Source organism: Roseateles subflavus, from assembly GCF_030285365.1.
GTDB lineage: Bacteria > Pseudomonadota > Gammaproteobacteria > Burkholderiales > Burkholderiaceae_C > Roseateles_B > Roseateles_B subflavus.
This window is the reverse complement of sequence record NZ_JASVDS010000002.1, coordinates 276,635-298,389: the sequence shown is the minus strand read 5'-3', so window position 1 is coordinate 298,389 and position 21,755 is coordinate 276,635. Positions and strand designations below refer to the sequence as shown.

25 protein-coding genes are annotated in these 21,755 nt (G+C 69.1%); 9 read left to right on the top strand and 16 right to left on the bottom strand.

The window, feature by feature from the left end:
* Positions 1-3: 3 nt before the first annotated feature.
* The 5 genes from QRD43_RS07125 (at position 4) to QRD43_RS07105 (ending at position 5,488) form a co-directional block, all read left to right on the top strand.
* On the top strand, positions 4-1,554 hold the full coding sequence (locus QRD43_RS07125; RefSeq protein ID WP_285981798.1) for a DUF3369 domain-containing protein: 1,551 nt from the start codon (positions 4-6) through the stop codon (positions 1,552-1,554).
* A gap of 8 nt (positions 1,555-1,562) precedes the next feature.
* The gene (locus tag QRD43_RS07120; protein WP_285981797.1) at positions 1,563-2,873 is read left to right on the top strand and encodes a GAF domain-containing sensor histidine kinase; all 1,311 of its coding nucleotides are present in this window, start codon (positions 1,563-1,565) and stop codon (positions 2,871-2,873) included.
* Between the two features lie 37 nt (positions 2,874-2,910).
* On the top strand, positions 2,911-3,732 hold the full coding sequence (gene cobS / locus QRD43_RS07115; RefSeq protein ID WP_285981796.1) for an adenosylcobinamide-GDP ribazoletransferase: 822 nt from the start codon (positions 2,911-2,913) through the stop codon (positions 3,730-3,732).
* Positions 3,729-4,271 (top strand): histidine phosphatase family protein, encoded by a 543-nt coding sequence (locus QRD43_RS07110; RefSeq protein WP_285981795.1) that lies wholly within the window; start codon positions 3,729-3,731, stop codon positions 4,269-4,271. The genes cobS and QRD43_RS07110 overlap by 4 nt, the downstream gene beginning before the upstream one ends.
* 221 nt (positions 4,272-4,492) lie before the next feature.
* Positions 4,493-5,488: a hypothetical protein gene (locus QRD43_RS07105; RefSeq protein ID WP_285981794.1), complete on the top strand. Its 996-nt coding sequence runs from the start codon at positions 4,493-4,495 to the stop codon at positions 5,486-5,488.
* A 97-nt stretch (positions 5,489-5,585) separates the two neighbouring features.
* Here the strand turns inward: QRD43_RS07105 and QRD43_RS07100 are convergent, their stop codons facing one another.
* The 10 genes from QRD43_RS07100 to QRD43_RS07055 all read right to left on the bottom strand — a co-directional run bounded on the left by QRD43_RS07100 (position 5,586) and on the right by QRD43_RS07055 (position 11,894).
* A complete protein-coding gene (locus tag QRD43_RS07100; RefSeq protein WP_269630243.1) occupies positions 5,586-5,837 on the bottom strand; it encodes a YfhL family 4Fe-4S dicluster ferredoxin in 252 nt (83 codons plus the stop codon).
* Between the two features lie 26 nt (positions 5,838-5,863).
* Positions 5,864-6,364 (bottom strand): pantetheine-phosphate adenylyltransferase, encoded by a 501-nt coding sequence (gene coaD / locus QRD43_RS07095; protein ID WP_285981793.1) that lies wholly within the window; start codon positions 6,362-6,364, stop codon positions 5,864-5,866.
* Positions 6,365-6,539: 175 nt separating this feature from the next.
* A complete protein-coding gene (gene rsmD, locus QRD43_RS07090) occupies positions 6,540-7,157 on the bottom strand; it encodes a 16S rRNA (guanine(966)-N(2))-methyltransferase RsmD (protein WP_434063837.1) in 618 nt (205 codons plus the stop codon).
* Complete coding sequence (hisF, locus tag QRD43_RS07085; protein ID WP_285981792.1) at positions 7,154-7,933, bottom strand: imidazole glycerol phosphate synthase subunit HisF; 780 nt, start codon at positions 7,931-7,933, stop codon at positions 7,154-7,156. Before hisF ends, rsmD begins: the two co-directional genes overlap by 4 nt.
* A 65-nt stretch (positions 7,934-7,998) precedes the next feature.
* Positions 7,999-8,748: a 1-(5-phosphoribosyl)-5-[(5-phosphoribosylamino)methylideneamino]imidazole-4-carboxamide isomerase gene (hisA, locus tag QRD43_RS07080; RefSeq protein WP_285981791.1), complete on the bottom strand. Its 750-nt coding sequence runs from the start codon at positions 8,746-8,748 to the stop codon at positions 7,999-8,001.
* 91 nt (positions 8,749-8,839) lie between these two features.
* Positions 8,840-9,490, bottom strand: a complete 651-nt coding sequence (gene hisH, locus QRD43_RS07075; RefSeq protein ID WP_285981790.1) for an imidazole glycerol phosphate synthase subunit HisH — start codon at positions 9,488-9,490, stop codon at positions 8,840-8,842.
* Entirely contained in the window at positions 9,490-10,089 is a 600-nt protein-coding gene (gene hisB / locus QRD43_RS07070; RefSeq protein ID WP_285981789.1) for an imidazoleglycerol-phosphate dehydratase HisB, read from the bottom strand. Before hisB ends, hisH begins: the two co-directional genes overlap by 1 nt.
* A gap of 19 nt (positions 10,090-10,108) precedes the next feature.
* A complete protein-coding gene (gene hisC / locus QRD43_RS07065) occupies positions 10,109-11,203 on the bottom strand; it encodes a histidinol-phosphate transaminase (RefSeq protein WP_285981788.1) in 1,095 nt (364 codons plus the stop codon).
* Positions 11,204-11,217: 14 nt separating this feature from the next.
* Positions 11,218-11,679 carry a PIN domain-containing protein gene (locus QRD43_RS07060; protein WP_285981787.1) on the bottom strand — a complete coding sequence of 154 codons (462 nt, stop codon included), beginning with the start codon at positions 11,677-11,679 and terminating at the stop codon, positions 11,218-11,220.
* On the bottom strand, positions 11,676-11,894 hold the full coding sequence (locus tag QRD43_RS07055) for a CopG family transcriptional regulator (RefSeq protein ID WP_285981786.1): 219 nt from the start codon (positions 11,892-11,894) through the stop codon (positions 11,676-11,678). Before QRD43_RS07055 ends, QRD43_RS07060 begins: the two co-directional genes overlap by 4 nt.
* A 191-nt stretch (positions 11,895-12,085) precedes the next feature.
* Between QRD43_RS07055 and QRD43_RS07050 the strand changes: the two genes are divergently transcribed.
* Positions 12,086-13,645 carry a methyl-accepting chemotaxis protein gene (locus QRD43_RS07050; RefSeq protein WP_285981785.1) on the top strand — a complete coding sequence of 520 codons (1,560 nt, stop codon included), beginning with the start codon at positions 12,086-12,088 and terminating at the stop codon, positions 13,643-13,645.
* Positions 13,646-13,709: 64 nt separating this feature from the next.
* On the opposite strand, the gene QRD43_RS07045 is transcribed toward QRD43_RS07050, so the two are convergent.
* The 6 genes from QRD43_RS07045 to QRD43_RS07020 all read right to left on the bottom strand — a co-directional run bounded on the left by QRD43_RS07045 (position 13,710) and on the right by QRD43_RS07020 (position 19,540).
* Entirely contained in the window at positions 13,710-15,257 is a 1,548-nt protein-coding gene (locus QRD43_RS07045) for a methyl-accepting chemotaxis protein (protein WP_285981784.1), read from the bottom strand.
* A 138-nt stretch (positions 15,258-15,395) separates the two neighbouring features.
* Complete coding sequence (hisD, locus tag QRD43_RS07040; protein ID WP_285981783.1) at positions 15,396-16,703, bottom strand: histidinol dehydrogenase; 1,308 nt, start codon at positions 16,701-16,703, stop codon at positions 15,396-15,398.
* A gap of 10 nt (positions 16,704-16,713) precedes the next feature.
* Complete coding sequence (gene hisG / locus QRD43_RS07035; RefSeq protein ID WP_285981782.1) at positions 16,714-17,355, bottom strand: ATP phosphoribosyltransferase; 642 nt, start codon at positions 17,353-17,355, stop codon at positions 16,714-16,716.
* 104 nt (positions 17,356-17,459) lie between these two features.
* A complete protein-coding gene (locus QRD43_RS07030) occupies positions 17,460-17,729 on the bottom strand; it encodes a BolA family protein (RefSeq protein ID WP_285981781.1) in 270 nt (89 codons plus the stop codon).
* 96 nt (positions 17,730-17,825) lie between these two features.
* Positions 17,826-18,596, bottom strand: a complete 771-nt coding sequence (locus tag QRD43_RS07025) for an ABC transporter permease (protein ID WP_285981780.1) — start codon at positions 18,594-18,596, stop codon at positions 17,826-17,828.
* The gene (locus QRD43_RS07020; RefSeq protein ID WP_285981779.1) at positions 18,593-19,540 is read right to left on the bottom strand and encodes an ABC transporter ATP-binding protein; all 948 of its coding nucleotides are present in this window, start codon (positions 19,538-19,540) and stop codon (positions 18,593-18,595) included. Before QRD43_RS07020 ends, QRD43_RS07025 begins: the two co-directional genes overlap by 4 nt.
* Before the next feature lie 113 nt (positions 19,541-19,653).
* Between QRD43_RS07020 and QRD43_RS07015 the strand changes: the two genes are divergently transcribed.
* From QRD43_RS07015 to QRD43_RS07005, 3 genes are all read left to right on the top strand, one after another.
* Positions 19,654-20,307, top strand: a complete 654-nt coding sequence (locus QRD43_RS07015; protein ID WP_285981778.1) for a TetR/AcrR family transcriptional regulator — start codon at positions 19,654-19,656, stop codon at positions 20,305-20,307.
* A 65-nt stretch (positions 20,308-20,372) separates the two neighbouring features.
* Positions 20,373-21,146 carry a tetratricopeptide repeat protein gene (locus QRD43_RS07010; RefSeq protein WP_285981777.1) on the top strand — a complete coding sequence of 258 codons (774 nt, stop codon included), beginning with the start codon at positions 20,373-20,375 and terminating at the stop codon, positions 21,144-21,146.
* A 224-nt stretch (positions 21,147-21,370) separates the two neighbouring features.
* Positions 21,371-21,700, top strand: coding sequence for a hypothetical protein (locus QRD43_RS07005; RefSeq protein ID WP_285981776.1), 330 nt, complete (start codon positions 21,371-21,373; stop codon positions 21,698-21,700).
* Positions 21,701-21,755 lie beyond the last annotated feature (55 nt).

The following is a 21,755-nucleotide window of genomic DNA, read 5'->3' as shown; positions in this document are numbered from 1 at the left end:
GCAATGTCCGACTTGGTGTTTGCTGACGAACTTCCTGAGGAACTTCCTCACGGACGCACGAAAGCAATCGACCCCTGGGTGGTGATGATCGTCGACGACGATCCCGCGGTTCATCAGGTGACGCAACTGGTCATGGCGGACTTCGAGTTCGCCGGCCGCCGCCTGCAATTCCTGGACGCCTACAGCGCCACCGAGGCCCGGGAGCTGCTGCAGGCCCGCCAGGACATCGCGCTCGTGCTGCTGGACGTCGTGATGGAGTCCGAGCACGCCGGCCTCGATCTCGCCCGCTACATCCGCGAGGAGCTCGAGAACCACCATGTGCGCATCGTCCTGCGCACCGGGCAGCCGGGGCAGGCGCCCGAAGAGCATGTCATCAAGACCTACGACATCAATGACTACAAGGAGAAGACCGAGCTCACCAAGCGCAAGCTGATCACGGTCTTCTACTCGGCGCTGCGGTCCTACCGGGACATCATGATCATCGATCAGTCGCGCCAGGCCCTGCGCCGATCGATCGACGCCATCACCCGCATCTACGACAGCCAGAACCTGCGCCGCTTCGCCTCGGCCGTGCTGGAGCAGGTGGCGCACCTGCTGGGCTACGAGGCCCAGGGCCTGTGCGCCAGCCGCATCTCCGCCTACGCCGCCTCCCACATCGAGGGCCGCCTGAAGGTGCTGGCCGCGACGTCCGAGTATTCCAAGCTGCTGGTCGACGAGGAGGTCGACAGCCTGCCGGACGAGGTCAAGGTCTCGCTGGACAAGGCCCTGCATGACCAGCAGAGCCATTTCGAGGACCTCTGCTTCGTCGGCTACTACCGCACCAGCAGTGGCAACGAGAGCCTGCTGTACATGGTCTTCTCCGAGCCCGTGGACGCCGAGGCGCGCGAGCTGCTGGAGATCTTCTGCGCGAACGTCGCCATCACCTACGAGAGCCTGCTGCTGCGCGAGGAGATCGCGGACACCCAGCGCTCCACCGTCTACATCATCGGCGAGGCCGTCGAGAAGCGCTCCAAGGAAACCGGTGCGCACGTGCGCCGCGTCGGCGAGCTGGCGGCCCTGCTGGCGGACCTCGTCGGCATGAAGGCGGGCGACGTCGAGTTCATGCGGCAGGCCGCGCCGCTGCATGACGTCGGCAAGATCGGCATCCCGGACCGCGTGCTGAACAAGCCCGGCAAGCTCGACGCCGAGGAGTGGGAGGTCATGCAGACCCATGCCCGCATCGGCTACGAGCTGCTCAGCAAGTCCGACAAGCGCATCCTGCAGCTGGGCGCCATCATCGCCCACGAGCACCACGAGCGCTGGGACGGCCAGGGCTACCCGCGCGGCCTGGCCGGCGAGCAGATCCACGTGGCCGGCCGCATCGTGGCGCTGGTGGACGTCTTCGACGCCCTCGTGAGCGACCGCTGCTACAAGAAGGCCTGGGGCTTCGACGAGGCGCTGGCCTACGTCCGGGAACAGGCCGGCACGCAGTTCGATCCCAAGCTGGTGGACCTGCTGCTGGCCAATCTGGACGCCGTCCAGGACATCTACCAGCGACTGCCGGACCGCGTCTGAGCCCCGACATGACCCCCCGCACGCCGGAGCCGAACATCGAGCAGGCGCTGCGCGCGCTGAACCTCGCCATGGGCCCGCAGCACGGGGCCGCGCTCTTCGAGGCGGTCACGCGCGGCCTTGCCACGGAGCTGGGCGTGCACGCCTGCTTCATCGGTGCGATCCGGGCGGCGCCGCAGGGCCTGCGGGCCGAGCTGCTGGCCTTCTGGCATGGCGACGACTGGACGGCCCCGTTCGATTACTCGCTCCAGGGCACGCCCTGCCGCAACGTGGCCGACGGCGCGGTCTGCTACCACGCCAGCGGCGTGCAGCAGGCCTATCCGACCGACACGCTGCTGGTCGAGATGGGCATTCACAGCTACCTGGGACTGCCGCTCGTCGATGCCGAGAACCGCGTCATCGGCCTGCTCGCGATCCTGGACCAGGCGGCCATTCCCTGGGAGCGCCGCCTGTTCGCGCTGGAGCTCATGCAGGCGCTGGCCGGCCGCTGCAGCGCCGAGCTGCTGAACCTGCTGGCCCGCGAGCACGAGCAGCAGCTGCTGGTCGAACACGGCGAGCGCCAGCTGCGCGCCACGGGCCGCCTGATCGAGCAGGAACGCATGGCCGCGCTGGGCAGCCTCGTGGCCGGCATGACGCACGACATCGCCTCGCCCATCGGCGTGGCGGTCACGGCCTGCTCCGGGCTCGACGAGTTCGCCGAGCGGCTGCTCAAGGGCCTCAAGGCCGGACGCCTGACCGCCGCCGAGGCCGCCGACCTGGCCCAGCGCATCGCCGACGCCAGCCAGCTGGCCGGCGCCCATCTGCGCCGCGCCTCGGACATGCTCTCGGGCTTCAAGACCTACGCGGCCGACCAGGCCCAGCAGAAGGTCTCCGCCTTCGACCTCTGCGACTACCTGCGCAACATCCTTCGCGTGCATGGTGCGCTGCTCAAGGGCGCCCGCGCGCGGCTGGAGCTCGACCTGCCGCCGGCCGCGCCGGTGGTGATGTGCGGCGGGCAACTGTCGCAGCTGCTGGCCAAGCTGCTGCGCAACAGCTGCGCCCATGCCTTCGAGGGCATCGGGGACCGCCGCATCCAGCTGCAGGTGCAGATCGACGGCGACTGGGCCCGCCTGCACTACCGGGACAACGGCCGCGGCCTGCCCGCAGCGCTGCGGGAGCAGCTGCTGCAGGGCGGGGATGCCGTGCAGACCCCCGGGCTGGGCCTGCATCTCGTGGCGCAGCTGTGCCAGATGATGCAGGGCCGGATGCGCCTGGACCCGGACCCGCGTCCGGGCACCGGCTTTATCATCGAGCTCCCCCTGAACCCGCCTGAGCAGGGCTGAGCGCCCCGGCCGCGGCCGGCGCACCGGCCCCATCCGCATGCGCCGCCTGCTGCACGAAACCCGCCTCTTCCTCATCGCCCTGCAGTTCTTCACCCGCGTGCCGATCCCGGCCTGGGTAGGCTTCGAGCCGGTGTGGCTGCAGCAGTGCGCACGCTACTTTCCAGCGGTAGGCGCGGTCGTGGGGCTCTTCAGCGCCGGCCTCTTCGGCCTCGCGCTGCTCCTGTTCCCGTCGACGGTCGCGGCGCTGCTCGCCATCGCCGCCAGCGTGTGGCTCACCGGGGGCTTCCACGAGGACGGCTGGGCCGACACCTGCGACGGCCTGGGCGGCGCAGTGAGCCGCGAGAAGGCCCTGCTCATCATGAAGGACTCCCGCCTGGGCAGCTACGGCGCGCTCGGGCTGATCCTGCTGCTGGGCCTCAAGGCGGCCACGCTGTCGGCGCTGGCCGAGCAGGCACCGCTGCTGGCCGTGCTGCTGCTGTTCTGGGTTCACATGGCCTCGCGCCTGGCGCCGCTGCTGCTGATGCGCACCCTGCCCTATGCGGGTGATGCCGAGCATGCCAAGGCCAAGCCGCTGGCCACGCAGATCGGCGGCGACTCGCTGGCCGCCGCCGCGCTGATGGCCACCGCGCTCACCCTGCCCCTGCTGTGCGGCCCCTGGCCGCTGCGCGCCGTGCTGCTGATGCTGGGAACCCAGCTCGGCGTGGCGGCACTGGTGCTGCTGTGGATGCACCGCTGGCTGCGTCGTCGCCTCGGGGGCTACACGGGCGACAACCTGGGCGCCAGCCAGCAGCTGAGCGAGCTCGCCCTCCTGCTCGCGGCGCTGGCCCTGCTGCCGCACTTCGGGCCGGCCGGCGCATGAGGGGCGCACTCACCGTCTGGCGGCACCCGCGTCCCGTGGGCGTGCAGGGTCGCTGCATCGGCGGGCGCAGCGACGTGCCGGTGCACTGGCGCCGCGCCAAGCGCCTGGCCCGACGCATCCAGGCCCATGCGCGCCGGCACCGGCTGCCACACGAGATCTGGACATCGCCGCTGCAGCGATGCGCCGACGTCGGCCGCTGGCTGCGGCGCTGGGGCTGGATCCATCACCAGCGGGACGACCTGCGGGAGATCGACTTCGGTGCCTGGGACGGCCTGCGATGGGCCGACATCCCCAAGGCCGAGATCGACGCGTGGGTCGCGGACTTCCCCGGCTTCTCGCCCTCAGGGGGCGAATCGCTCAACGCCCTGCTCGCCCGTATCGACGCCTGCGGCCTGCCAGAGGGCGCGCTCGTCGTCAGCCACGGCGGCTGGATGCTGGCGAGGCGCTGGCTGCAGCAGGCGCCGGGTCAGGTGCCCGAGGCCCGGACCTGGCCCAGCCCGCCACGCTATGGCGCGATGGACGGCGACCTTCGACGCTAGGATCTCGACCCCAGGGAAGACGGCGGCTCGCCCCGTGGCCCGCCGTGCGGGCCGGGCGCTGGAGGCGGTCCGTCGCCGCGCATGCCCGCACTTGCCCGCACATGCCCACACATCGGCACACCGCCGCAGCGCCCCCGACTGCGAATCGCACATCCCGTGCCGCCTCGCATTCACACCGCTTCTTTTGCATGTTATTTTTTTCGTCCACTCTGGGAGGAAACATGCACATCAAGCACTGGGCAGGCGCGCTGGCGCTCTGCATCGGCACACAGGTTCTGGCCTTGCCCAAGGACGGCACGGTCACCCCGCAGGAGCTGGTCTACAAAGGCGAAGACCGCAGCCTGGTCATCAACTTCCTCGGGCGCGACTCCACCCTCTACAAGGAAACCGAGGGCAGCGGCCGTCTCTACCTCGATCAGGGCTTCGCGGCCAGCCGGGCCTTCTACTTCAAGCTCGAGTCCGCCTTGCGCGAACGGGTCAACGCGGAAGCCGCCGCCCAGGGCATCGCCATCATCCAGCCCCTGAGCCTCTACGGCAACTTGACCTTGACGGCGAAGGGCACCGATCAAGGCAAGCTGGCCCTGGGCGCGAGCGGCATCCGGGTCAAGTTCGCGGGCCAGGCCTCCGGCAGCTATGGCCCCCTCAGCGTGACCTGCAATGCCTTCGTGCACCTGTTCGACATCAAGCTGGAAGCCCTCCATGACCCCTTCACGGGGGTCTCCGAGTCCGGCCAGGTGTCGGCACAGACGTCCCACACCACCGCCTGCACCACCAATCTCGATGGCATCCCGGTGCTTGGCGACTTCATCCATTCGCTGGCGAATCGGCTGGTCGCCAACAAGGCGGACCGCCTGCTGCCGGCGGTCATCTCCGCGCCGTTCAGCATCGACGAGGCCTCCCCGCTCTTCGCCTTCATCAACAGGATTCAGCCGGGCACGCTGATGCTTGGCACGACCGACGTCGGCATGTACGTGAAGAACAACTTCAGCAAGCTGTACATCGATCGGGGCATCACGATCTACATCGCCTCGCCGCGCACCTACTATGACCGGCTCCCGCTGCCCCAGACGCCTCGCGACGTCACCATCAGCGAGACCAAGTTCTCCGCGACCTTCAGCGACCCCAACGGCAGCATCAGCCTGAAGGTCAACGCGGACCAGTTCTACCGTTGGGAGAACTTCCTCGGGCCGTATTCCCCGCCGGCCTACGAGCGCTGAGGTCCGACGGCCCTCTCGTCACCCTGGACACCTTGGGAAGGGCGTCCAGGGCCCGAGGCGGGCGCATCCAGCGCCTGCCCGGGCCTTGCGCGGCGGCTCAGGCCGCCTGCGTCAGCCGCACGAACTTCTGCATCAGCGTCTCGCGGCTCTCGACGTGCTCGGGGTTGACCGGGATGCAGGCCACCGGGCACAGCTGCACGCACTGCGGTTCATCGAAATGCCCCACGCACTCGGTGCACTTGCCGGGGTCGATCTGGTAGAACTCCTCGCCCATCGAGATGGCCTCGTTGGGGCATTCGGGTTCGCAGACGTCGCAGTTGATGCATTCGTCCGTGATCATCAGTGCCATGACTCGCTCCTGCCTTCGTCCTGCGTTCAGCCCAGCCGGCCCACGCGGGCCGCGAGGCGCGCGCTGACGGAGGGCGAGACGAACTGCGACACGTCCCCGCCCAGCTTCGCGATCTCGCGCACAAAGGTGCCGGAGACGAACTGGTACTGGTCGGAGGGCGTCAGGAACACCGTCTCGACATCGGGCATCAGCTTGCGGTTCATGCCCGCCATCTGGAACTCGTAGTCGAAGTCGCTCACCGCGCGCAGGCCGCGCACCACCACCTTGCCGCCGTGCTGCTGCACGAAGTCGCGCAGCAGACCGCGGAAGGCGATCACCTCGACGTTCGGATAGCGGGCCGCCACCTCGCTGGCAATCTCCAGGCGCTCGTCCGGCGAGAACAGCGTGTTCTTGTGATGGCCGGCGGCCACCGCCAGGATCAGGCGTTCGAAGAGTTGGCTGGCGCGGCGCATCAGGTCCTCATGCCCGAGGGTCATGGGGTCGAAGGTGCCGGGATAGACGGCGGTCAGCACGGTGGCAGTGGTCAACACAGGCTCCTGGCCGTCGCGAGGTCAAGGGGGCTGGCTGCAAGGGATCAGGGGCGACGGCGTCCGGATTATCCCTCGCCCCCGAGCCCTCGGCGGCAGCGGGGATTCGCCCTGCCGGCAGGCGGCTTGCGGGCCTCGCACGGCTCTGCGGGCTCACCGGGATCGCACGGCCGGTTCAGCCCTCGCGGCGGAACAGCGCGTAGTGCACCGCGCCGGCCTTGCCGCTGCGATGCGCCTGCAGGCCCAGCTCGGCCGCGGGCGTGAGCGGCTCGGGCGACTCCACGTACAGATAGCCTCCCGGCACCACCAGCGGCGCGGCGGCGCGCAGGGCGGGTTCGAAGAGGCCCGCATCGAAGGGCGGGTCCAGCAGGACCAGCTCGAAGCGGGCGGGCGCGCTGCGGGCCATCCAGGCCAGGGCATCCGTCGATTCCACACGCAGGGTTTCGGCCTTGAGGCGGGCCTTGGAAGCGTTGAGGCTGCGCGCCAGTTCGGCGTCACGCTCCAGCAGCAGCACCTCGTCCGCCCCGCGGGAGGCAGCCTCGAAGCCCAGCGCGCCGCTGCCCGCGAAGGCATCCAGCACGCGCCAGCCGCTCAGGTCCTGACCCAGCCAGTTGAACAGCGTCTCACGCACGCGGTCCGGCGTCGGTCGCAGGCCCGGCTTGTGCGCCACCGGCAGCTTGGAGCGCTTCCATTGGCCGCCGATGATGCGGACCTCGGCCGGCGCCAGGCGCGGCGCACCCTGAGGCTTGGCACGCGCGGCCGGAACGGCCTCGGGTTTCGATCGTGACTTCACTGGCGCACCTCGATGCCGCGCGAAGCCATCAGCGCCTTCGCCTCGCCCACGGTGTGCTGGCCGTAGTGGAAGATGCTCGCCGCCAGCACCGCGTCGGCGCCGCCGATCTGGATGCCGTCGACCAGGTGTTCGAGCGTGCCCACGCCACCCGAGGCGATCACGGGCACGGGCACGGCATCGCTGACGGCGCGGGTGAGCGGCAGGTCGAAGCCGATCTTGGTGCCGTCGCGGTCCATGCTGGTCAGCAGGATCTCGCCGGCGCCGAACTCGGCCATCTGGCGGGCCCACTGCAGGGCATCAAGACCCGTGTTCTTGCGGCCGCCGTGGGTGTAGACGTCCCAGCCCTCGCCGCGCGCGGCCAGGTCCTCGCCCTGGCGGCGCTTGGCATCGATGGCCACGACGATGCATTGCGAGCCGTACTTGTCGGAAGCATCGCGGATCAGCTGCGGGTTCGCCACCGCCGCCGAGTTGAAGCTGACCTTGTCCGCCCCCGCGTTGAGCAGGCGCCGCACGTCGGCCACCGCACGCACACCGCCGCCCACCGTCAGCGGGATGAAGACCTGCGAGGCCACGGCTTCGATGATGTGCAGGATCAGGTCCCGGCCGTCGCTCGTGGCGGTGATGTCCAGGAAGGTGAGTTCGTCGGCGCCCTGCTCGTTGTAGCGGGCGGCAATCTCCACCGGGTCCCCCGCATCGCGCAGGGACTCGAAGTTGACGCCCTTCACCACGCGACCACCGGTCACGTCCAGGCAGGGAATGATGCGTTTGGCCAGCATGGCGCGGGTCCTTCAAGAACAAGGGCCGCTGCGCGAGCGGCCCCTTGATGGCAGGTGGGGAGCGATCAGGCCTGGGCTTCGGAGAGCTCGTCCGCCCGCTTCTGCGCGGCCGCGAGGTCAAGATCGCCCGTGTAGATGGCGCGGCCGCAGATCACGCCCTCGACCCCCTCGCCCTCGACGGCGCACAGCGCCTCGATGTCGCGGAGATTGGAGAGGCCGCCCGAGGCGATCACCGGGATGGACAGGGCCTGCGCGAGCTTGACCGTGGCCTCGATGTTCACGCCGCTGAGCATGCCGTCGCGGCCGATGTCCGTGTAAATCACGCCCTCGATGCCGTAGTCCTCGAACTTGCGGGCGAGGTCGATCACCTCGTGGCCGGTGAGCTTGCTCCAGCCATCGGTGGCGACCTTGCCGTCCTTGGCGTCCAGGCCCACGATGATGTGGCCGCCGAAGGCCGAGCACGCGTCCTTCAGGAAGCCCGGGTTCTTCACCGCGGCCGTGCCGATGATCACGTAGGACAGGCCATCGTCCAGGTAGCGCTCGATGGTGTCGAGGTCCCGGATGCCGCCGCCCAGCTGGATGGGGATGTCGTCCCCCACCTCGCGGATGATGGCTTTGATGGCCGCCTCGTTCACCGGTTTGCCCGCGAAGGCGCCGTTGAGGTCCACCAGGTGCAGGCGCCGGGCGCCGGCATCGACCCAGCGTCGTGCCATGGCCGCGGGATCCTCACCGAAGGTGGTGGAGGCGTTCATGTCGCCTTGTTGCAGGCGGACGCATTTGCCGTCTTTCAGGTCAATGGCAGGAATCAGCAGCATGGCCGAAGTGCAGGTGGTGGGAGAAAGTTGAAGGGGAATGCGGGGCGGAGAAAAGCGGCGCTCGTGCAGGGGCGGGAGACGGGGGGCGTCCTCATGGCGTCCAGTGCAGGAAATTGCGGTAGAGGGCCAGGCCCAGCGCGGCGCTTTTCTCGGGGTGGAATTGGGTGGCGAAAATATTATCCCGGGCCACGGCGCAGGTAAAGCGCTCGCCGTATTCCGTCTCGGCGGCACTGTGGGCGGGCGCCGTCGGCGTGGTGTAGTAGCTGTGCACGAAGTAGAACCAGGCGCCGTCGGGCACGCCGGCGAACACCGGGTGCGGGCGCGTCGGAAACACGCGGTTCCAGCCCATCTGCGGCACCTTGTAGCGGCTGCCGTCAGGCTGCAGGCGGCCTTCGAGCTGGAAGCGCTTCACCTGGCCGGGGATCAGCCCGAGGCCCGGGGTGTCCTGCTCCTCGCTGTGGTCCAGCAGCATCTGCATGCCCACGCACACGCCCATCAGGGGCTTGCGGGCCGCCGCGTCGAGCACGGCCTCCTGCAGACCCGAATCGCGCAGCTCGCGCATGCAGTCGCGCATGGCGCCCTGGCCCGGCAGCACGACGCGCTCGGCGGCGTACACCTCCTCAGGGCTGGAGGTGATCCGCACCTCCACGCCCTGGCCTTCGGCAGCATGGATCACCGCCTGGGACACGGAACGGAGGTTGCCCATGCCATAGTCCACCACGGCCACGGTCCGGCTGGCCATCACAGGGTCCCCTTCGTCGAGGGGATCACGCCCGCCGAGCGCGGATCCAGCGTCATCGCCATGCGCAGCGCGCGGCCGAAGGCCTTGAACATCGTCTCGCACTGGTGGTGGGCGTTGTGGCCCTTGAGGTTGTCCACGTGCAGGCTCACCAGGGCGTGGTTGACGAAGCCCTGGAAGAACTCATAGGTCAGCTGGGTGTCGAAGGCGCCGATGCTGCCAGCGGTGAACTTGACGTCCATCTCCAGGCCCGGGCGGCCGGAAAAATCGATCACCACGCGCGACAGCGCCTCGTCCAGCGGGACGTAGCTGTGGCCGTAGCGGGTGAGGCCCTTCTTGTCGCCGATGGCCTGCGCGACGGCCATGCCCAGGGTGATGCCGACGTCCTCGACCGTGTGGTGGCCATCGATGTGCAGGTCGCCGCGGGCCTCGATCTCGAGGTCGATGAGGCCGTGGCGGGCGATCTGGTCCAGCATGTGGTCGAAGAAGCCGATGCCGGTGGCGAGCTTGGCCTCCCCCGTGCCATCGAGGTTGACGCGGACGCGGATCTGCGTCTCCTTGGTGTCGCGGCGGACTTCAGCAATGCGGGCGGCGGTGCTCATGGTCTGGACTTCGGCAGGTTCAGGGCAGGTTCAAGTCGATGAGAGTGGCTTGCAGGGCGCTCAGCAGGGCCTGGTTCTCCACCGGCGTTCCGATGGTGATGCGCAGGCACTGCTGCAGCAGCGGGTGCAGGCCGGAGACGTTCTTGATCAGCACGCCACGGGCCTTGAGCCCGGCGAACACCGAGGCGGCATCGGGCACGCGCACCAGGAGCATATTGCCCTGACTCGGGAAGACATGCACGCCCGGCAGCGTCTGCAGCGTGCTGCACAGGCGCTCGCGCTCGGCACGCAGCGCGGCGGCCTGCTCGGCGTAGACGGCTTCGTGTTCCAGCGCAAAGAGCGCGGCCTCGGCATTGAGCACGCTGACATTGAAGGGCGGCCGCAGCTTCTCGATCTGGTCCACCAGCTCGCGCCGTCCCAGCAGGTAGCCGATGCGGACCCCGGCCAGGCCGAACTTGCTCATGGTGCGCATCACGAGCACCCGGGGATGCCGCTGCATCAGGCCCATGGCATCGCGCTCGGCGAAGGGCTGGTAGGCCTCGTCCAGCACGACCAGGCCCGGCGCGGCCTCGACCAGGCGCTCGATCACGGCCTCGTCCCAGAGGTTGCCCGTGGGATTGTTGGGATGGGAGAGGTACAGCAGCGCCGGCTTGTCGCGGGCGATGGCGTCGAGCATCGCCGCCTCGTCCAGCTCGAAGTCCGGGCGCAGCGGCACGCCCACGAAGCGCAGGTGCTGGTACTGGGCGGAGATGCCGTACATCACGAAGCTCGGCAGCGGCGACATGACCACGGCACCCGGCCGCGCCACGGCGAGGCTCAGCAGCGAGATCAGCTCGTCGGACCCATTGCCCAGCGTGATGCCGAAGCCCTCGGCGGGCAGCTTGGCATGGCGGGCCAGCGCGGCGGCCAGCTGCTGCGTGCCCTCGGCGGGATAGCGGTTCAGCGCCACCCGGCCCAGGCGTTCGCCCAGCTGCCGCTGCAAGGCCTCGGGCAGGCGGTAGGGGTTCTCCATCACGTCCAGCTTCACGAAGCCGGCGCCGGACTGCACCGGGTAGGCCTGGGTCTGGCGGACGTCCTCACGGATGCAGGACAGGGCTTGGTTCAGTGCGTCCATGGCAGCTTGCGGGGTCAGGTCTTGCTGGCGCCGGACAGGGCGTCCGGAGCGGCTTGCAGGGGATTGAGGATCTGCACGCTGTCCAGCAGCAGGCCGTGCGGCAGCTCCAGGCTCAGCAGCAGCTCGCAGCCCTGCGCCTTGGCGGCGGCGACCACGAGCGCGTCCATATAGGCCAGCCCGAAGCGGCTCTCGATGGACCAGGCGCTCTCGACGGTGGCGTGGTCGATCGCCCAGGGCTGCCAGCGCTGGTAGCGGCGCACCTCGGCGCGGGCGTCGCCGTTGGGCATGGGCGGCTGCAGTCGGGTGGTGACGAGGCGGTAGAAGTCGTTCAGCACCTGGGTGGAGACACGGCCGGCGCGACGCTGCCAGAGCTCCCGCAGCCAGGCCAGGGCCTGCGCCTGCTCGGCGGGCCGGGCGCCGTCCTCGCTGAGGATCAGCACCGAGGTGTCGACGAAGACCAGCGGCGCGGCGCTCACAGGCTGCCTCGCGGGGGATAGGCCTGGCCATCGCTCGCCCAGCTGCGCTCGCGGTGCAGCCAGTCCTGCATGGCGCGCTCGTAGGCGTCGTCATGCCGCATCTTCTCCGCCAGCAGCTCACCGACCAGGCGGGAGACGCTGGTGTTGCGGCGCGCCGCCTCCAGCCGGGCCCATTCGGCCACGCGGTCTTCCATGGTCACGGTGACGTTCTTCATGAACCGAAGCCTAACACGAAGTTCGTGTTGCACGAACTTCGTGTCCCGATTCGGTGACATGTGAAATGTGACATACCGGGGCTCGGCACCGGTGCGCGCAGCGCACAGGCGGCGACTAGACTGGTCCGCGCCCGCCTCCCTCCTCCCAAGTGGCCTGCGTTTGTCCGTATCGCGCCTTTCTGGAGCCGCCCATGGCTGACTTTCGACTGTCGTCCCTTTCGCTCGGCACCCGTTTCGCCCTGTTGATCGCGGCCAATGTGTTGACCACGGTGCTGCTGCTGACGCTGGCCGTCACCAGCTTCCAGGCACTGCGGGGCGATGCAGAGCGCACCTTCGTGGCCAAGGACGTGGTGGCTGACATCCTGCCGCCGCCCCTGTACCTGATCGAGCTGCGCCTGGTGCTGTCCGAGGCCGTGGAGGGCAGCCTGAGCCTGGGCGAGGCGCGCGCGGCGCTGACCCAGCTCGGGAAGGACTACACGACGCGGACCCAGTACTGGGAGTCGAACCCGCCGCATGGCCTCGAGAAATGGCTGCTCGGCGAGCAGCATCGACTGGGCCAGCAGCTGCTGGCCGACGCAGACGCCAAGGTGCTCGCGCCTCTGGAGCGCAGCGACACGGCCGCGGCCATGGCCGGACTCAAGGCCATCCATGCGCTCTACCTGCTGCACCGCCGGAGCGTCGACCAGACCGTCGAGCAGGGCAACCGCTTTGCCGAGACCTCCATGGCCGAGTTCGAAGCCGCCCGGCAGCGCGGCTTCAGTCTGCTGCTGGCCCTCGGCAGCGCGGCCTTGCTGCTGATCGGCATCAACCTGTGGACCTTGAAGCGCTCGCTGATGCGCTATGTGCAGGAGGCCCGGGACGTCGCGCAGAGCGTGGCCGAAGGCGACCTGCGCCTGCCGGAGCGCGCAGGCCGGCACCCGACCTCGGCCGGCAGCAACGAGCTGCGCCGCCTGCAGGGCGACATCCACGGCATGGTCGTGCAACTGCGAACGCTGATCGCCTCCGTGCAGCAGGGCGCGAGCCTGATCGACGACAACTCCCGCAGCATCTCGCAGGCCAATGCCGAGCTGTCCGCCCGGGCGCAGCTGGCCGTCTATGACCTGGAAGCCGCCGACGAGGCCTTGAAGGCCATGGGCGGCAAGACGAGCGAGGGCGCCGCGTCGGCACAGCAGGCTGACCAGCTGACGCGTCAGGCGGCCGCACTTGCCGAGCGCAGCTCCGTCGACATGCAGGGGGTCGTCAGCACCATGCAGGACATCGAGCAGGGCAGCCGACGCATTGCCGACATCACGGGTGTGATCGACGGCATCGCCTTCCAGACCAACATCCTGGCGCTCAATGCCGCCGTGGAAGCCGCCCGGGCGGGCGAGGCCGGGCGAGGCTTTGCCGTCGTGGCCGCCGAGGTGCGCCATCTGGCCCAGCGCAGCGCCGGCGCGGCGCAGGAGATCAAGCAGCTGATCCAGGGCAGCAGCGAGCAGGTCGAGCGCGGCGTGGCGGCCGTTCAGGCCACGCGTGACACCATCGCCGGCATGGTCAGCCAGGTCCAGCAGGTCACGGGCCTGATCCAGCGCAGCAGCCTCAGCCAGCAGGAGCAGCTGGAGGCCATCACGGCGCTGCAGGCCCTGCTGGACGGCATCGCCGGCCGCATCCGTGACAACAGCAGCGTGGTGGACCAGACCGCGGCCGACTCCGAGGAGTTGCAGGCCCAGGCCATCTCGCTGCACGAGGCGGCCCAGGCCTTCCGGCTCTAGGCAACGCAGACCTGCAGGCGCGCGGCGGTGCCGTGCCGCGGCCCGCGCGCCCCGGCTTCGGCGATCAGGCGGTCTTGAATCCGGCCACCGCGGCGCTCAGGTTGGATGCCTGATCGCGCAGGGACTCCGCCGCCGCGCTGGACTGCTCGACGAGGGCGGCGTTCTGCTGGGTCACCTCGTCCAGGCGGTTCACGGCCTGCCCCACCTCGGACAGGCTGACGCTCTGCTCGTGCGTGGCGCGGCTGACGTCCTCGATGATGTGGCTCACGCGCTGCACGGCCTGCACCAGCTCGTGCATGGTCTGCCCCGCCTCCGCCACGAGGCGCGTGCCGGCGTCGACCTTGTCCACCGAGGTGCCGATCAGCGCCTTGATCTCGCGCGCGGCCTCGGCGCTGCGCTGCGCCAGCGAACGCACCTCACTCGCCACCACCGCGAAGCCCCGGCCCTGCTCGCCCGCGCGCGCCGCCTCCACGGCCGCATTGAGCGCCAGGATGTTGGTCTGGAAGGCGATGCCGTCGATCACGCCGATGATGTCGCTGATCTTGCGCGAACTGGTGTTGATCTCCTCCATCGTGCCCACCACGCGCCCCACCACCACCCCGCCCTGCTCCGCCACCTGGCTGGCATCGCGGGCCAGGCTGCTGGCCTGGCGCGTGGCGTCGGCGTTCTGGCGCACGGTCTCGCTGAGCGTCTGCATGGTCGCCGACGTCTCCTCCAGGCTGGAGGCCATCTGCTCGGTGCGGGCCGAGAGGTCGCTGGAGCCCGCCGCCACCTCGTTGCTGGACATGGCGATGCTCTCGGCACTGGTGCGCACCGACCCGATGGAGCGGTTCAGCGCACTGCGCATCTCCTCGAGCGCGGACGCGAGGCGGCCGAACTCGTCGCGCCGAGAGGTGTCCACCTCGACGCCCAGGTCGCCGCCGGCCACGCGCTCGGCGACACCCACCATGCGCTGCAGCGGATCCACGGTGTTGCGGGTCAGGAAGCCCGCCACCAGGCCGCCGGCCACCAGCTGCAGGACCAGCAGGACGATCAGCGTGATGCGGACGGAGCCATAGGTCTTGGTGGCGTCCGCATAACTTGCGGCGGCGCCATCTTCGTTGATCTTCACCACCTGCGCGAGCGCGTCCGAGGCCTCGGCCATCGCTCGGAGCGAGTCCCCCACGACGATGGACTGGTATTCGGCGCGGTTGCCCGCCTTGCGCTGCTCGATCAGCCGGTCCTGGATCGCGAGGTACCCGTCGATCTTGCTCTTCGCGCGCTGCCAGGCGGCCTCCTCCTCCGTGGAGGAAATCAGGGGCACGTAGATCGCCACGAGCCGGGGCAGCTCCTTGTCACGCAGCGACTTCAGTGAGTCCATCGCACTCTGGACCGCCGCGACCTCTTCCACGATGCACATGCGAAGCTCGACACGACGCATTTCCTGGAGGTGATCGTCCACCTGGGAAATCGCCTTGATGCTCGGCATCCAGTTGGCGGCCAGATCCGTGACATTGGACTGGATCAGCCCCAGTCTGGAAATGGACAGCAGACCCAGCAGTCCCGACATCAGCAGCACGGCCGCAAAACCCAGGCCGATGCGCATTCCCACCTTCATGTCCGACAGCCTCATCACGAGTCTCCACGGGTTGGTGACGGGCCATCCTAGGACAAATGAAAGGCGACCGGGAGTGCCTCGTCACATGAAAAAGCCCGGCAGAACCGGGCTTCTCATTGGGAAAGCGACAAAGTGCCGGCGCCGCGCGGCCCCTCACTTCAGCCGGTATTCCGCCGCCAGCGCATGCCCCTGCAGCCCCTCGCCGTAGGCCAGCGTCGCGGCGATGGGGCCCAGCACCTGGGCACCGGCCTCGCTGACCTCGATCAGGCTGCTGCGCTTCTGGAAGTCGTACACGCCCAGCGGCGACGAGAAGCGCGCGGTGCCCGAGGTGGGCAGCACATGATTCGGGCCGGCGCAGTAGTCGCCCAGCGATTCGCTCGTGTAGGCCCCGAGGAAGATCGCGCCCGCATGGCGCAGCAGCGGCTCCCAGCGGTGCGGCTCGCGGCTCGAGACCTCCAGGTGCTCCGGCGCGATGCGGTTGCTGATCTCGCAGGCCTCCTCCATCGAGCGGGTCTGGATCAGCGCGCCGCGGCCCTCCAGCGAGGCACGGATCACGGCCTGGCGCGGCATGGTGGGCAGCAGGCGCTCGATGGCCTCGCGCACCTGCGCGATGTAGCCCGCGTCCGGACACAGCAGGAGGCTCTGGGCCAGCTCGTCGTGCTCGGCCTGGCTGAAGAGGTCCATGGCCACCCAGTCCGGCGGCGTGCTGCCGTCGGCCAGGACGAGGATCTCGCTGGGGCCGGCGATCATGTCGATGCCGACCTGGCCGAAGACATGCTTCTTGGCGCTCGCCACGTAGGCATTGCCGGGGCCGGTGATCTTGTCGACGCGGGGCACGGTGGCGGTGCCGTAGGCCAGCGCCGCCACGGCCTGCGCGCCGCCGATGGTGAAGGCGCGGTGCACGCCGGCCACGTAGGCGGCCGCCAGCACCAGGGCGTTCTTCTCGCCACCCGGGGTGGGCACGACCATGATGATCTCGGGCACGCCGGCCACCTGGGCCGGGATGGCGTTCATCAGGACGCTGCTCGGGTAGGCCGCCTTGCCGCCGGGCACGTAGATGCCCACGCGGTCCAGCGGGGTCACCTTTTGCCCCAGCAGCGTGCCGTCGTCGTCGCGGTAGCTCCAGCTCTCGCCGCAGGCGGCCTTCTGACGCTCGTGGTAGCTGCGAACGCGGCGGGCGGCGGCCTCCAGGGCCTCGCGCTGCACAGCGGGCAGACCGTCGAAGGCTGCCTTCAGCTCCTCGCGCTTGAGCTCCAGCGCGCCCAGCGTCGGGGCGTCGAGGCGATCGAAGCGGGCGGTGTACTCGAGCACGGCGGCATCGCCGCGGGCGCGGACATCGGCCAGGATCTCGGCCACGCGGGACTCGATGGCGGCGTCGGTGTCGGCAGACCAGTGCAGCACGCGCTGGAACTCGGCCTCGAAGTCGGCGCTCTGGGTGTTGAGTTGTCGCAGCTTCAGCATCTCGTTCCCCTCAGGCGGCAGGCGTTGCGGAGGCGAAGGCGTCGATCAGCTGGCGCAGCGGCTCGCGCTTGAGTTTCAGCGCGGCCTGGTTGACGACGAGGCGCGAGGAGATCTCCATGATGTGCTCCACCTCCACCAGACGGTTGGCCTTGAGCGTGCTGCCCGTCGAGACCAGGTCGACGATGGCATCGGCCAGGCCCGTCAGCGGAGCCAGCTCCATGGAACCGTAGAGCTTGATCAGGTCCACGTGCACGCCCTTGTCCGCGAAGTGCTGGCGGGCGATTTCGGTGTACTTGGTGGCCACGCGGATGCGCGAGCCCTGCTTCACCGCGGCGGCGTAGTCGAAATCGTCGCGCGTGGCGACGCTCATGCGGCAGCGCGCGATGCGCAGGTCCAGCGGCTGGTAGAGGCCCGCACCGCCATGCTCGATGAGCACGTCACGCCCGGCCACGCCGAGGTCGGCGCCGCCGTACTGCACATAGGTGGGGACGTCCGTCGCCCGCACCAGCACGACGCGCACGTCGGGCCGGTTGGTCGGCAGGATCAGCTTGCGGGAGGTTTCGGGGTCCTCGAGCACCTCGATGCCGGCGGCCTTGAGCAGCGGCAGGGTCTCTTCGAAGATGCGTCCCTTGGAGAGGGCCAGGGTGATCATGAGTGCGTCCTTGGAGGTCTGTGTTTCGAGACTCGGCGGACGGCAGCGGGATCACCAGGAGCGGCACCTCACCGCCACCCGCTCGGTTTCAAGCGGATGGGGCGTCAGTGATGGTGATGGCCGGCGGCCGCAGGGGTGGCGGCATGCTCGGCAGGCGTCAGCGTCTTCATGGACAGCGCATGGATCTGCTCGCGCATGCGCTCGCCCAGCGCCTGGTAGACGCGCTGGTGGCGGCGGACGCGGGACAGCCCCTCGAACTCCACCGAGACGATGGTGGCGAAGAAATGGCGGCCGTCACCCTCGACCTGCAGCAGCTGGCAGGGGAGTCCGTCGGCAATGAATTGCTGAACTTCAGCGGGAGTGGGATCGGCCATGATGGGCGGGATTCTACCGAGACGCAGACCGCCCCGGCCAGGCCGGGGCTTCTGCAGTGGCGCAGCGGGGCTTCGCGGGTGTCCGCGCGTGGGGCGTCAGCCGCGGATCTTGTAGCCCCGCTTGAGCAGCGTCAGCGCGATGCCGGACACCACGAGGAAGCTCGCCCCGACGATGGCGAGGCTCAGCCAGGGCGAGACGTCGCTCACGCCGAAGAAGCCGTGGCGGAAGCCGTCGATCATGTAGAAGAACGGATTCAGGTGGCTCACGCCCTGCCAGAAGGCGGGCAGCGAGTGCACCGAATAGAACACGCCCGACAGGAAGGTCATGGGCATGATGATGAAGTTCTGGAAGGCCGCCATCTGGTCGAACTTCTCGGCCCACAGCCCCGCGATCAGGCCCAGGGCACCCAGCATGCCCGCACCCAGCAGCGCGAACACCAGGGCCCACAGCGGCTGCGCGAGACCCGGCGGCGCGAACCACGCCGTCACCGCGAACACCCCCACGCCCACGGCCAGGCCGCGCACCACCGAGGCGCCCACATAGGCCAGGAACCAGGCCCAGTGGGACAGCGGCGTGAGCAGCACGAAGACGAGGTTGCCCGTGATCTTGCTCTGGATCAGCGAGGACGAGCTGTTGGCGAACGAGTTCTGCAGCACGCTCATCATCACCAGGCCGGGGATCAGGAAGGCGGTGTAGGCCACATGGCCATAGACCTTCACATGGTCCTCCAGCACATGGCCGAAGATGAGCAGGTACAGCACGGCGGTCAGCACCGGCGCCGCCACGGTCTGGAAGCTCACCTTCCAGAAGCGCAGCACTTCCTTGTAGAACAGCGTGCGCGCGCCTTCGAGTCGGATGCCGCTCATGCCTGGGCTCCCTGCATGATTTCCAGGAACACGTCCTCGAGGTCGGCGCGGCCGATCTCCAGGTCCTCCACCGGCACGCCGGCCGCACGCAGGCGGGCCAGCACGCTCTCGACCTCGGCCGCGTCATGCGCCTTGATCTGCACGATCCGGCCCGTCACGCGGGCGATCGGGGCCAGGTCTTGCGGCAGCGCCACGTCGGTCTTGAAGCGCAGCATGGTCGAGGCCTTGCCGGCCAGCAGGTTGCTGGTGCGGTCCAGGGCCACGATGCGGCCGGTCTTGAGCATGGCGATGCGGTGGCACAGGGCCTCCGCCTCTTCCAGGTAATGGGTGGTCAGCAGGACGGTGTGCCCTTCCTTGTTGAGCCGGGCGATGAAGGCCCACAGCGTCTGGCGCAGCTCCACGTCCACGCCGGCGGTGGGCTCGTCCAGCACGATCACGGGCGGGCGGTGCACCAGCGCCTGCGCGACCAGCACGCGGCGCTTCATGCCGCCCGAGAGCTGGCGCATGTTGGCGTGGGCCTTGTCGGCGAGGCCGAGGTTCTCGAGCAGCTCGTCGATCCAGGCGCCGTTGTCGCGCACACCGAAGTAGCCGCTCTGGATCTCGAGCGCCTCGCGCACCGAGAAGAACGGGTCGAAGACCAGTTCCTGCGGCACGATGCCCAGGCACTTGCGGGCGGCGGCGTAGTCGTCGACGACGTCATGGCCGAGCACGCGCACGCGCCCGCTGCTGGCCCGGGACAGGCCGGCGAGGATGGAGATGAGGCTGGTCTTGCCGGCGCCGTTGGGACCGAGCAGGCCGAAGAACTCGCCGGGCTGGATATCGAAGGAGACCTGGTCCAGGGCCTTCACCTGGCCGCCGCGGTAGGTCTTGGAGACCGCCTCGAAGCGCAGGGCCGGGTGCTCGCCGCCGCTCGGGGCGGCTGCTGCGGGGGTGGGGCTTTGCATGGCGCCGGATTGTAGGGAGCGTGCCAAATTCCTGCCGGCGCTGGAGCCAAACCCCTAGAGTCGGGACTCTTCTTGGTGCCAGAATGGGTCGAGACAGCCACCACAAGCAATCCATGGCCACCAAGAAGCCGCGGCGCACCGCAGAACGCATCCTCGAAGTCACGCTGGACCTGTTCAACCGCTTCGGTGAACCCAACGTCTCGACCACGCTCATCTCGGCCGAGCTCAACATCAGCCCCGGCAACCTGTACTACCACTACCCGGCCAAGGACGAGCTGATCAACGCGCTCTTCGCGGCCTACGAGCGCGAGCTCACCGAGCTGCTGGGCGCCTCCGAGAACGTGCGCAACGTGGAGGACGCCTGGCTGTTCTTCCACATGCTCTTCGAGCTGATCTGGAAGCACCGCTTCCTCTACCGCGATCTCAACGACCTGCTCTCGAAGAACCGCAAGCTGGAGACGCATTTCCAGTCCGTGCTGGCGCACAAGGGTCAGGCGATGCGCGCGGTGCTCGCCGGCCTGCAGCATGGCGGCGCCCTGCGCATGGAGCCCCGCGACGCCGGCCCCACGGCCGAGGCCATGGTCGTGCTGCAGAGCTACTGGCTGAGCTACGAATACGTGCGGGACCCGCGCCATGCGCTGGAGCCGGACCGCGCCGGCAGCGCCCTCATGCGCGGGGCCTTCCATGTGCTCAGCACGCTGCTGCCCTACCTCGAGCCCGACTCGCGCGAGCACCTCTTCAAGCTGGCCGGACGCTACAACGGCTAGCCCCGCCGCCCCGCGACGCAACACCTGCCCCCGAAACCCTACACCGACACGACACGGAGACATCGATGGCCAAGTGGACTGCCTTCCCCTACGACAACGCGGCCTTCCAGTACGACGCCGCCAGCCTCAAGAAGCACTGGGCCCGCCTGCACGCCGGTGATGCCGAGCCCTTCCCGAAGGACGCCGCCGTCCAGCAGGCCTGGATCCACTTCCATGCGGGCGACTTCCAGAAGGCCTACGAGGCGGGCCTGGCCGCGGGTGGCGCCGGCATCACGGTCGCCAACAAGGCGCAGGCCATCTACGCCAACTACCTCGAAAAGAAGGAGAAGGCCAAGCTGGAGATGTTCCTGGAGGTCGCCGAGCGGGCCGAGGGTCAGCAGGAGAGCGAGCCCAAGAACGCCAACGCCTGGTACTGGCAGGCCTATGCCCTCGGCCGCTACAGCCAGGGCATCAGCGTGGCCAAGGCCCTCGCGCAGGGCCTGGGAGGCAAGGTGAAGGCCGCCCTGGAGACCGCCATCGAGCTGGCCCCCAAGCATGCCGATGCCCACATCGCGCTGGGCGCCTTCCACGCGGAAGTGATCGACAAGGTCGGCAAGCTGCTGGGCAAGACCCAGGGTGCCGACACCGCCACCGGGCTCAAGATGTTCGAGCAGGCGCTGAAGCTCAACCCGACCAGCGCCATCGCCATGATCGAGCGCGCCAATGGCCTCGTCATGCTGGAGGGCGACAAGCGCCTGGCCGTGGCCGAGCAGCTCTATGCCGACGCCGCGGCCTGCCAGCCCATGGACGCCATGGAATGCCTGGACGTCGAACTGGCCAAGGAAGAGCTGGAGGAATGAGCCGCGGCGGCCGGGTATTCCCGCAGATCGGCCCGCGCCGGCCCCCGCAGCCGCGGGGGCGCCCCGGTCGATTCGTGGGAAAGCTCACGTTTTCCACCCCTGCTCCGTGGATATCCTCAATGGCCATCGGGCTTCCCGCCCGCTAAGCTGTGTGCACTCTTACCGGCGGCCGGGTCCACGACACCCGCTCGCCACCGTCTCACTGCATTCGCAAAGGTTGCATCATGAAGAAGTTCCACCTGATCGCCCTGGCCGCCCTGCTGGGCACCTCCCTGGCCCACGCCGCCAAGCCGGCTGAAAACCGCGAAGTGCAGGCCCTGCGCGCCGAGTGTGCCGCCCAGCACACGGTGAGCTTCGACGGCGCCCGCGAGGACAACGAGTACCGCTTCGTCTACGCCAAGGGCCAGCTGCGCGGCGAGCACACCGAAGGCAAGGCGCTGAAGTGCACCGAAGCCCAGTACGTCGCCTACCTGGACAACGCCGATCCCGCCCGCGTGATGTCGGCCTACCCGACCGCCGCCGGCCGTCCCGGCAAGAGCCAGAAGGCCAAGTAAGGCCTCAGGGCCTGCCCCGCGCGGACCGCGGGGCCTCAAGAAAGAAGCCAGGCCT

Coding starts and splice junctions, on each gene's coding strand:
- QRD43_RS07125 (WP_285981798.1), top strand. CDS start 4: ATGTCCGACTTGGTGTTTGCTGACGAACTTCCTGAGGAACTTCCTCAC.
- QRD43_RS07120 (WP_285981797.1), top strand. CDS start 1,563: ATGACCCCCCGCACGCCGGAGCCGAACATCGAGCAGGCGCTGCGCGCG.
- cobS (WP_285981796.1), top strand. CDS start 2,911: ATGCGCCGCCTGCTGCACGAAACCCGCCTCTTCCTCATCGCCCTGCAG.
- QRD43_RS07110 (WP_285981795.1), top strand. CDS start 3,729: ATGAGGGGCGCACTCACCGTCTGGCGGCACCCGCGTCCCGTGGGCGTG.
- QRD43_RS07105 (WP_285981794.1), top strand. CDS start 4,493: ATGCACATCAAGCACTGGGCAGGCGCGCTGGCGCTCTGCATCGGCACA.
- QRD43_RS07100 (WP_269630243.1), bottom strand. CDS start 5,837: ATGGCACTGATGATCACGGACGAATGCATCAACTGCGACGTCTGCGAA.
- hisF (WP_285981792.1), bottom strand. CDS start 7,933: ATGCTGGCCAAACGCATCATTCCCTGCCTGGACGTGACCGGTGGTCGC.
- hisA (WP_285981791.1), bottom strand. CDS start 8,748: ATGCTGCTGATTCCTGCCATTGACCTGAAAGACGGCAAATGCGTCCGC.
- hisH (WP_285981790.1), bottom strand. CDS start 9,490: ATGGCCAGCCGGACCGTGGCCGTGGTGGACTATGGCATGGGCAACCTC.
- hisB (WP_285981789.1), bottom strand. CDS start 10,089: ATGAGCACCGCCGCCCGCATTGCTGAAGTCCGCCGCGACACCAAGGAG.
- hisC (WP_285981788.1), bottom strand. CDS start 11,203: ATGGACGCACTGAACCAAGCCCTGTCCTGCATCCGTGAGGACGTCCGC.
- QRD43_RS07055 (WP_285981786.1), bottom strand. CDS start 11,894: ATGAAGAACGTCACCGTGACCATGGAAGACCGCGTGGCCGAATGGGCC.
- QRD43_RS07050 (WP_285981785.1), top strand. CDS start 12,086: ATGGCTGACTTTCGACTGTCGTCCCTTTCGCTCGGCACCCGTTTCGCC.
- QRD43_RS07045 (WP_285981784.1), bottom strand. CDS start 15,257: ATGAGGCTGTCGGACATGAAGGTGGGAATGCGCATCGGCCTGGGTTTT.
- hisD (WP_285981783.1), bottom strand. CDS start 16,703: ATGCTGAAGCTGCGACAACTCAACACCCAGAGCGCCGACTTCGAGGCC.
- hisG (WP_285981782.1), bottom strand. CDS start 17,355: ATGATCACCCTGGCCCTCTCCAAGGGACGCATCTTCGAAGAGACCCTG.
- QRD43_RS07030 (WP_285981781.1), bottom strand. CDS start 17,729: ATGGCCGATCCCACTCCCGCTGAAGTTCAGCAATTCATTGCCGACGGA.
- QRD43_RS07025 (WP_285981780.1), bottom strand. CDS start 18,596: ATGAGCGGCATCCGACTCGAAGGCGCGCGCACGCTGTTCTACAAGGAA.
- QRD43_RS07020 (WP_285981779.1), bottom strand. CDS start 19,540: ATGCAAAGCCCCACCCCCGCAGCAGCCGCCCCGAGCGGCGGCGAGCAC.
- QRD43_RS07015 (WP_285981778.1), top strand. CDS start 19,654: ATGGCCACCAAGAAGCCGCGGCGCACCGCAGAACGCATCCTCGAAGTC.
- QRD43_RS07010 (WP_285981777.1), top strand. CDS start 20,373: ATGGCCAAGTGGACTGCCTTCCCCTACGACAACGCGGCCTTCCAGTAC.
- QRD43_RS07005 (WP_285981776.1), top strand. CDS start 21,371: ATGAAGAAGTTCCACCTGATCGCCCTGGCCGCCCTGCTGGGCACCTCC.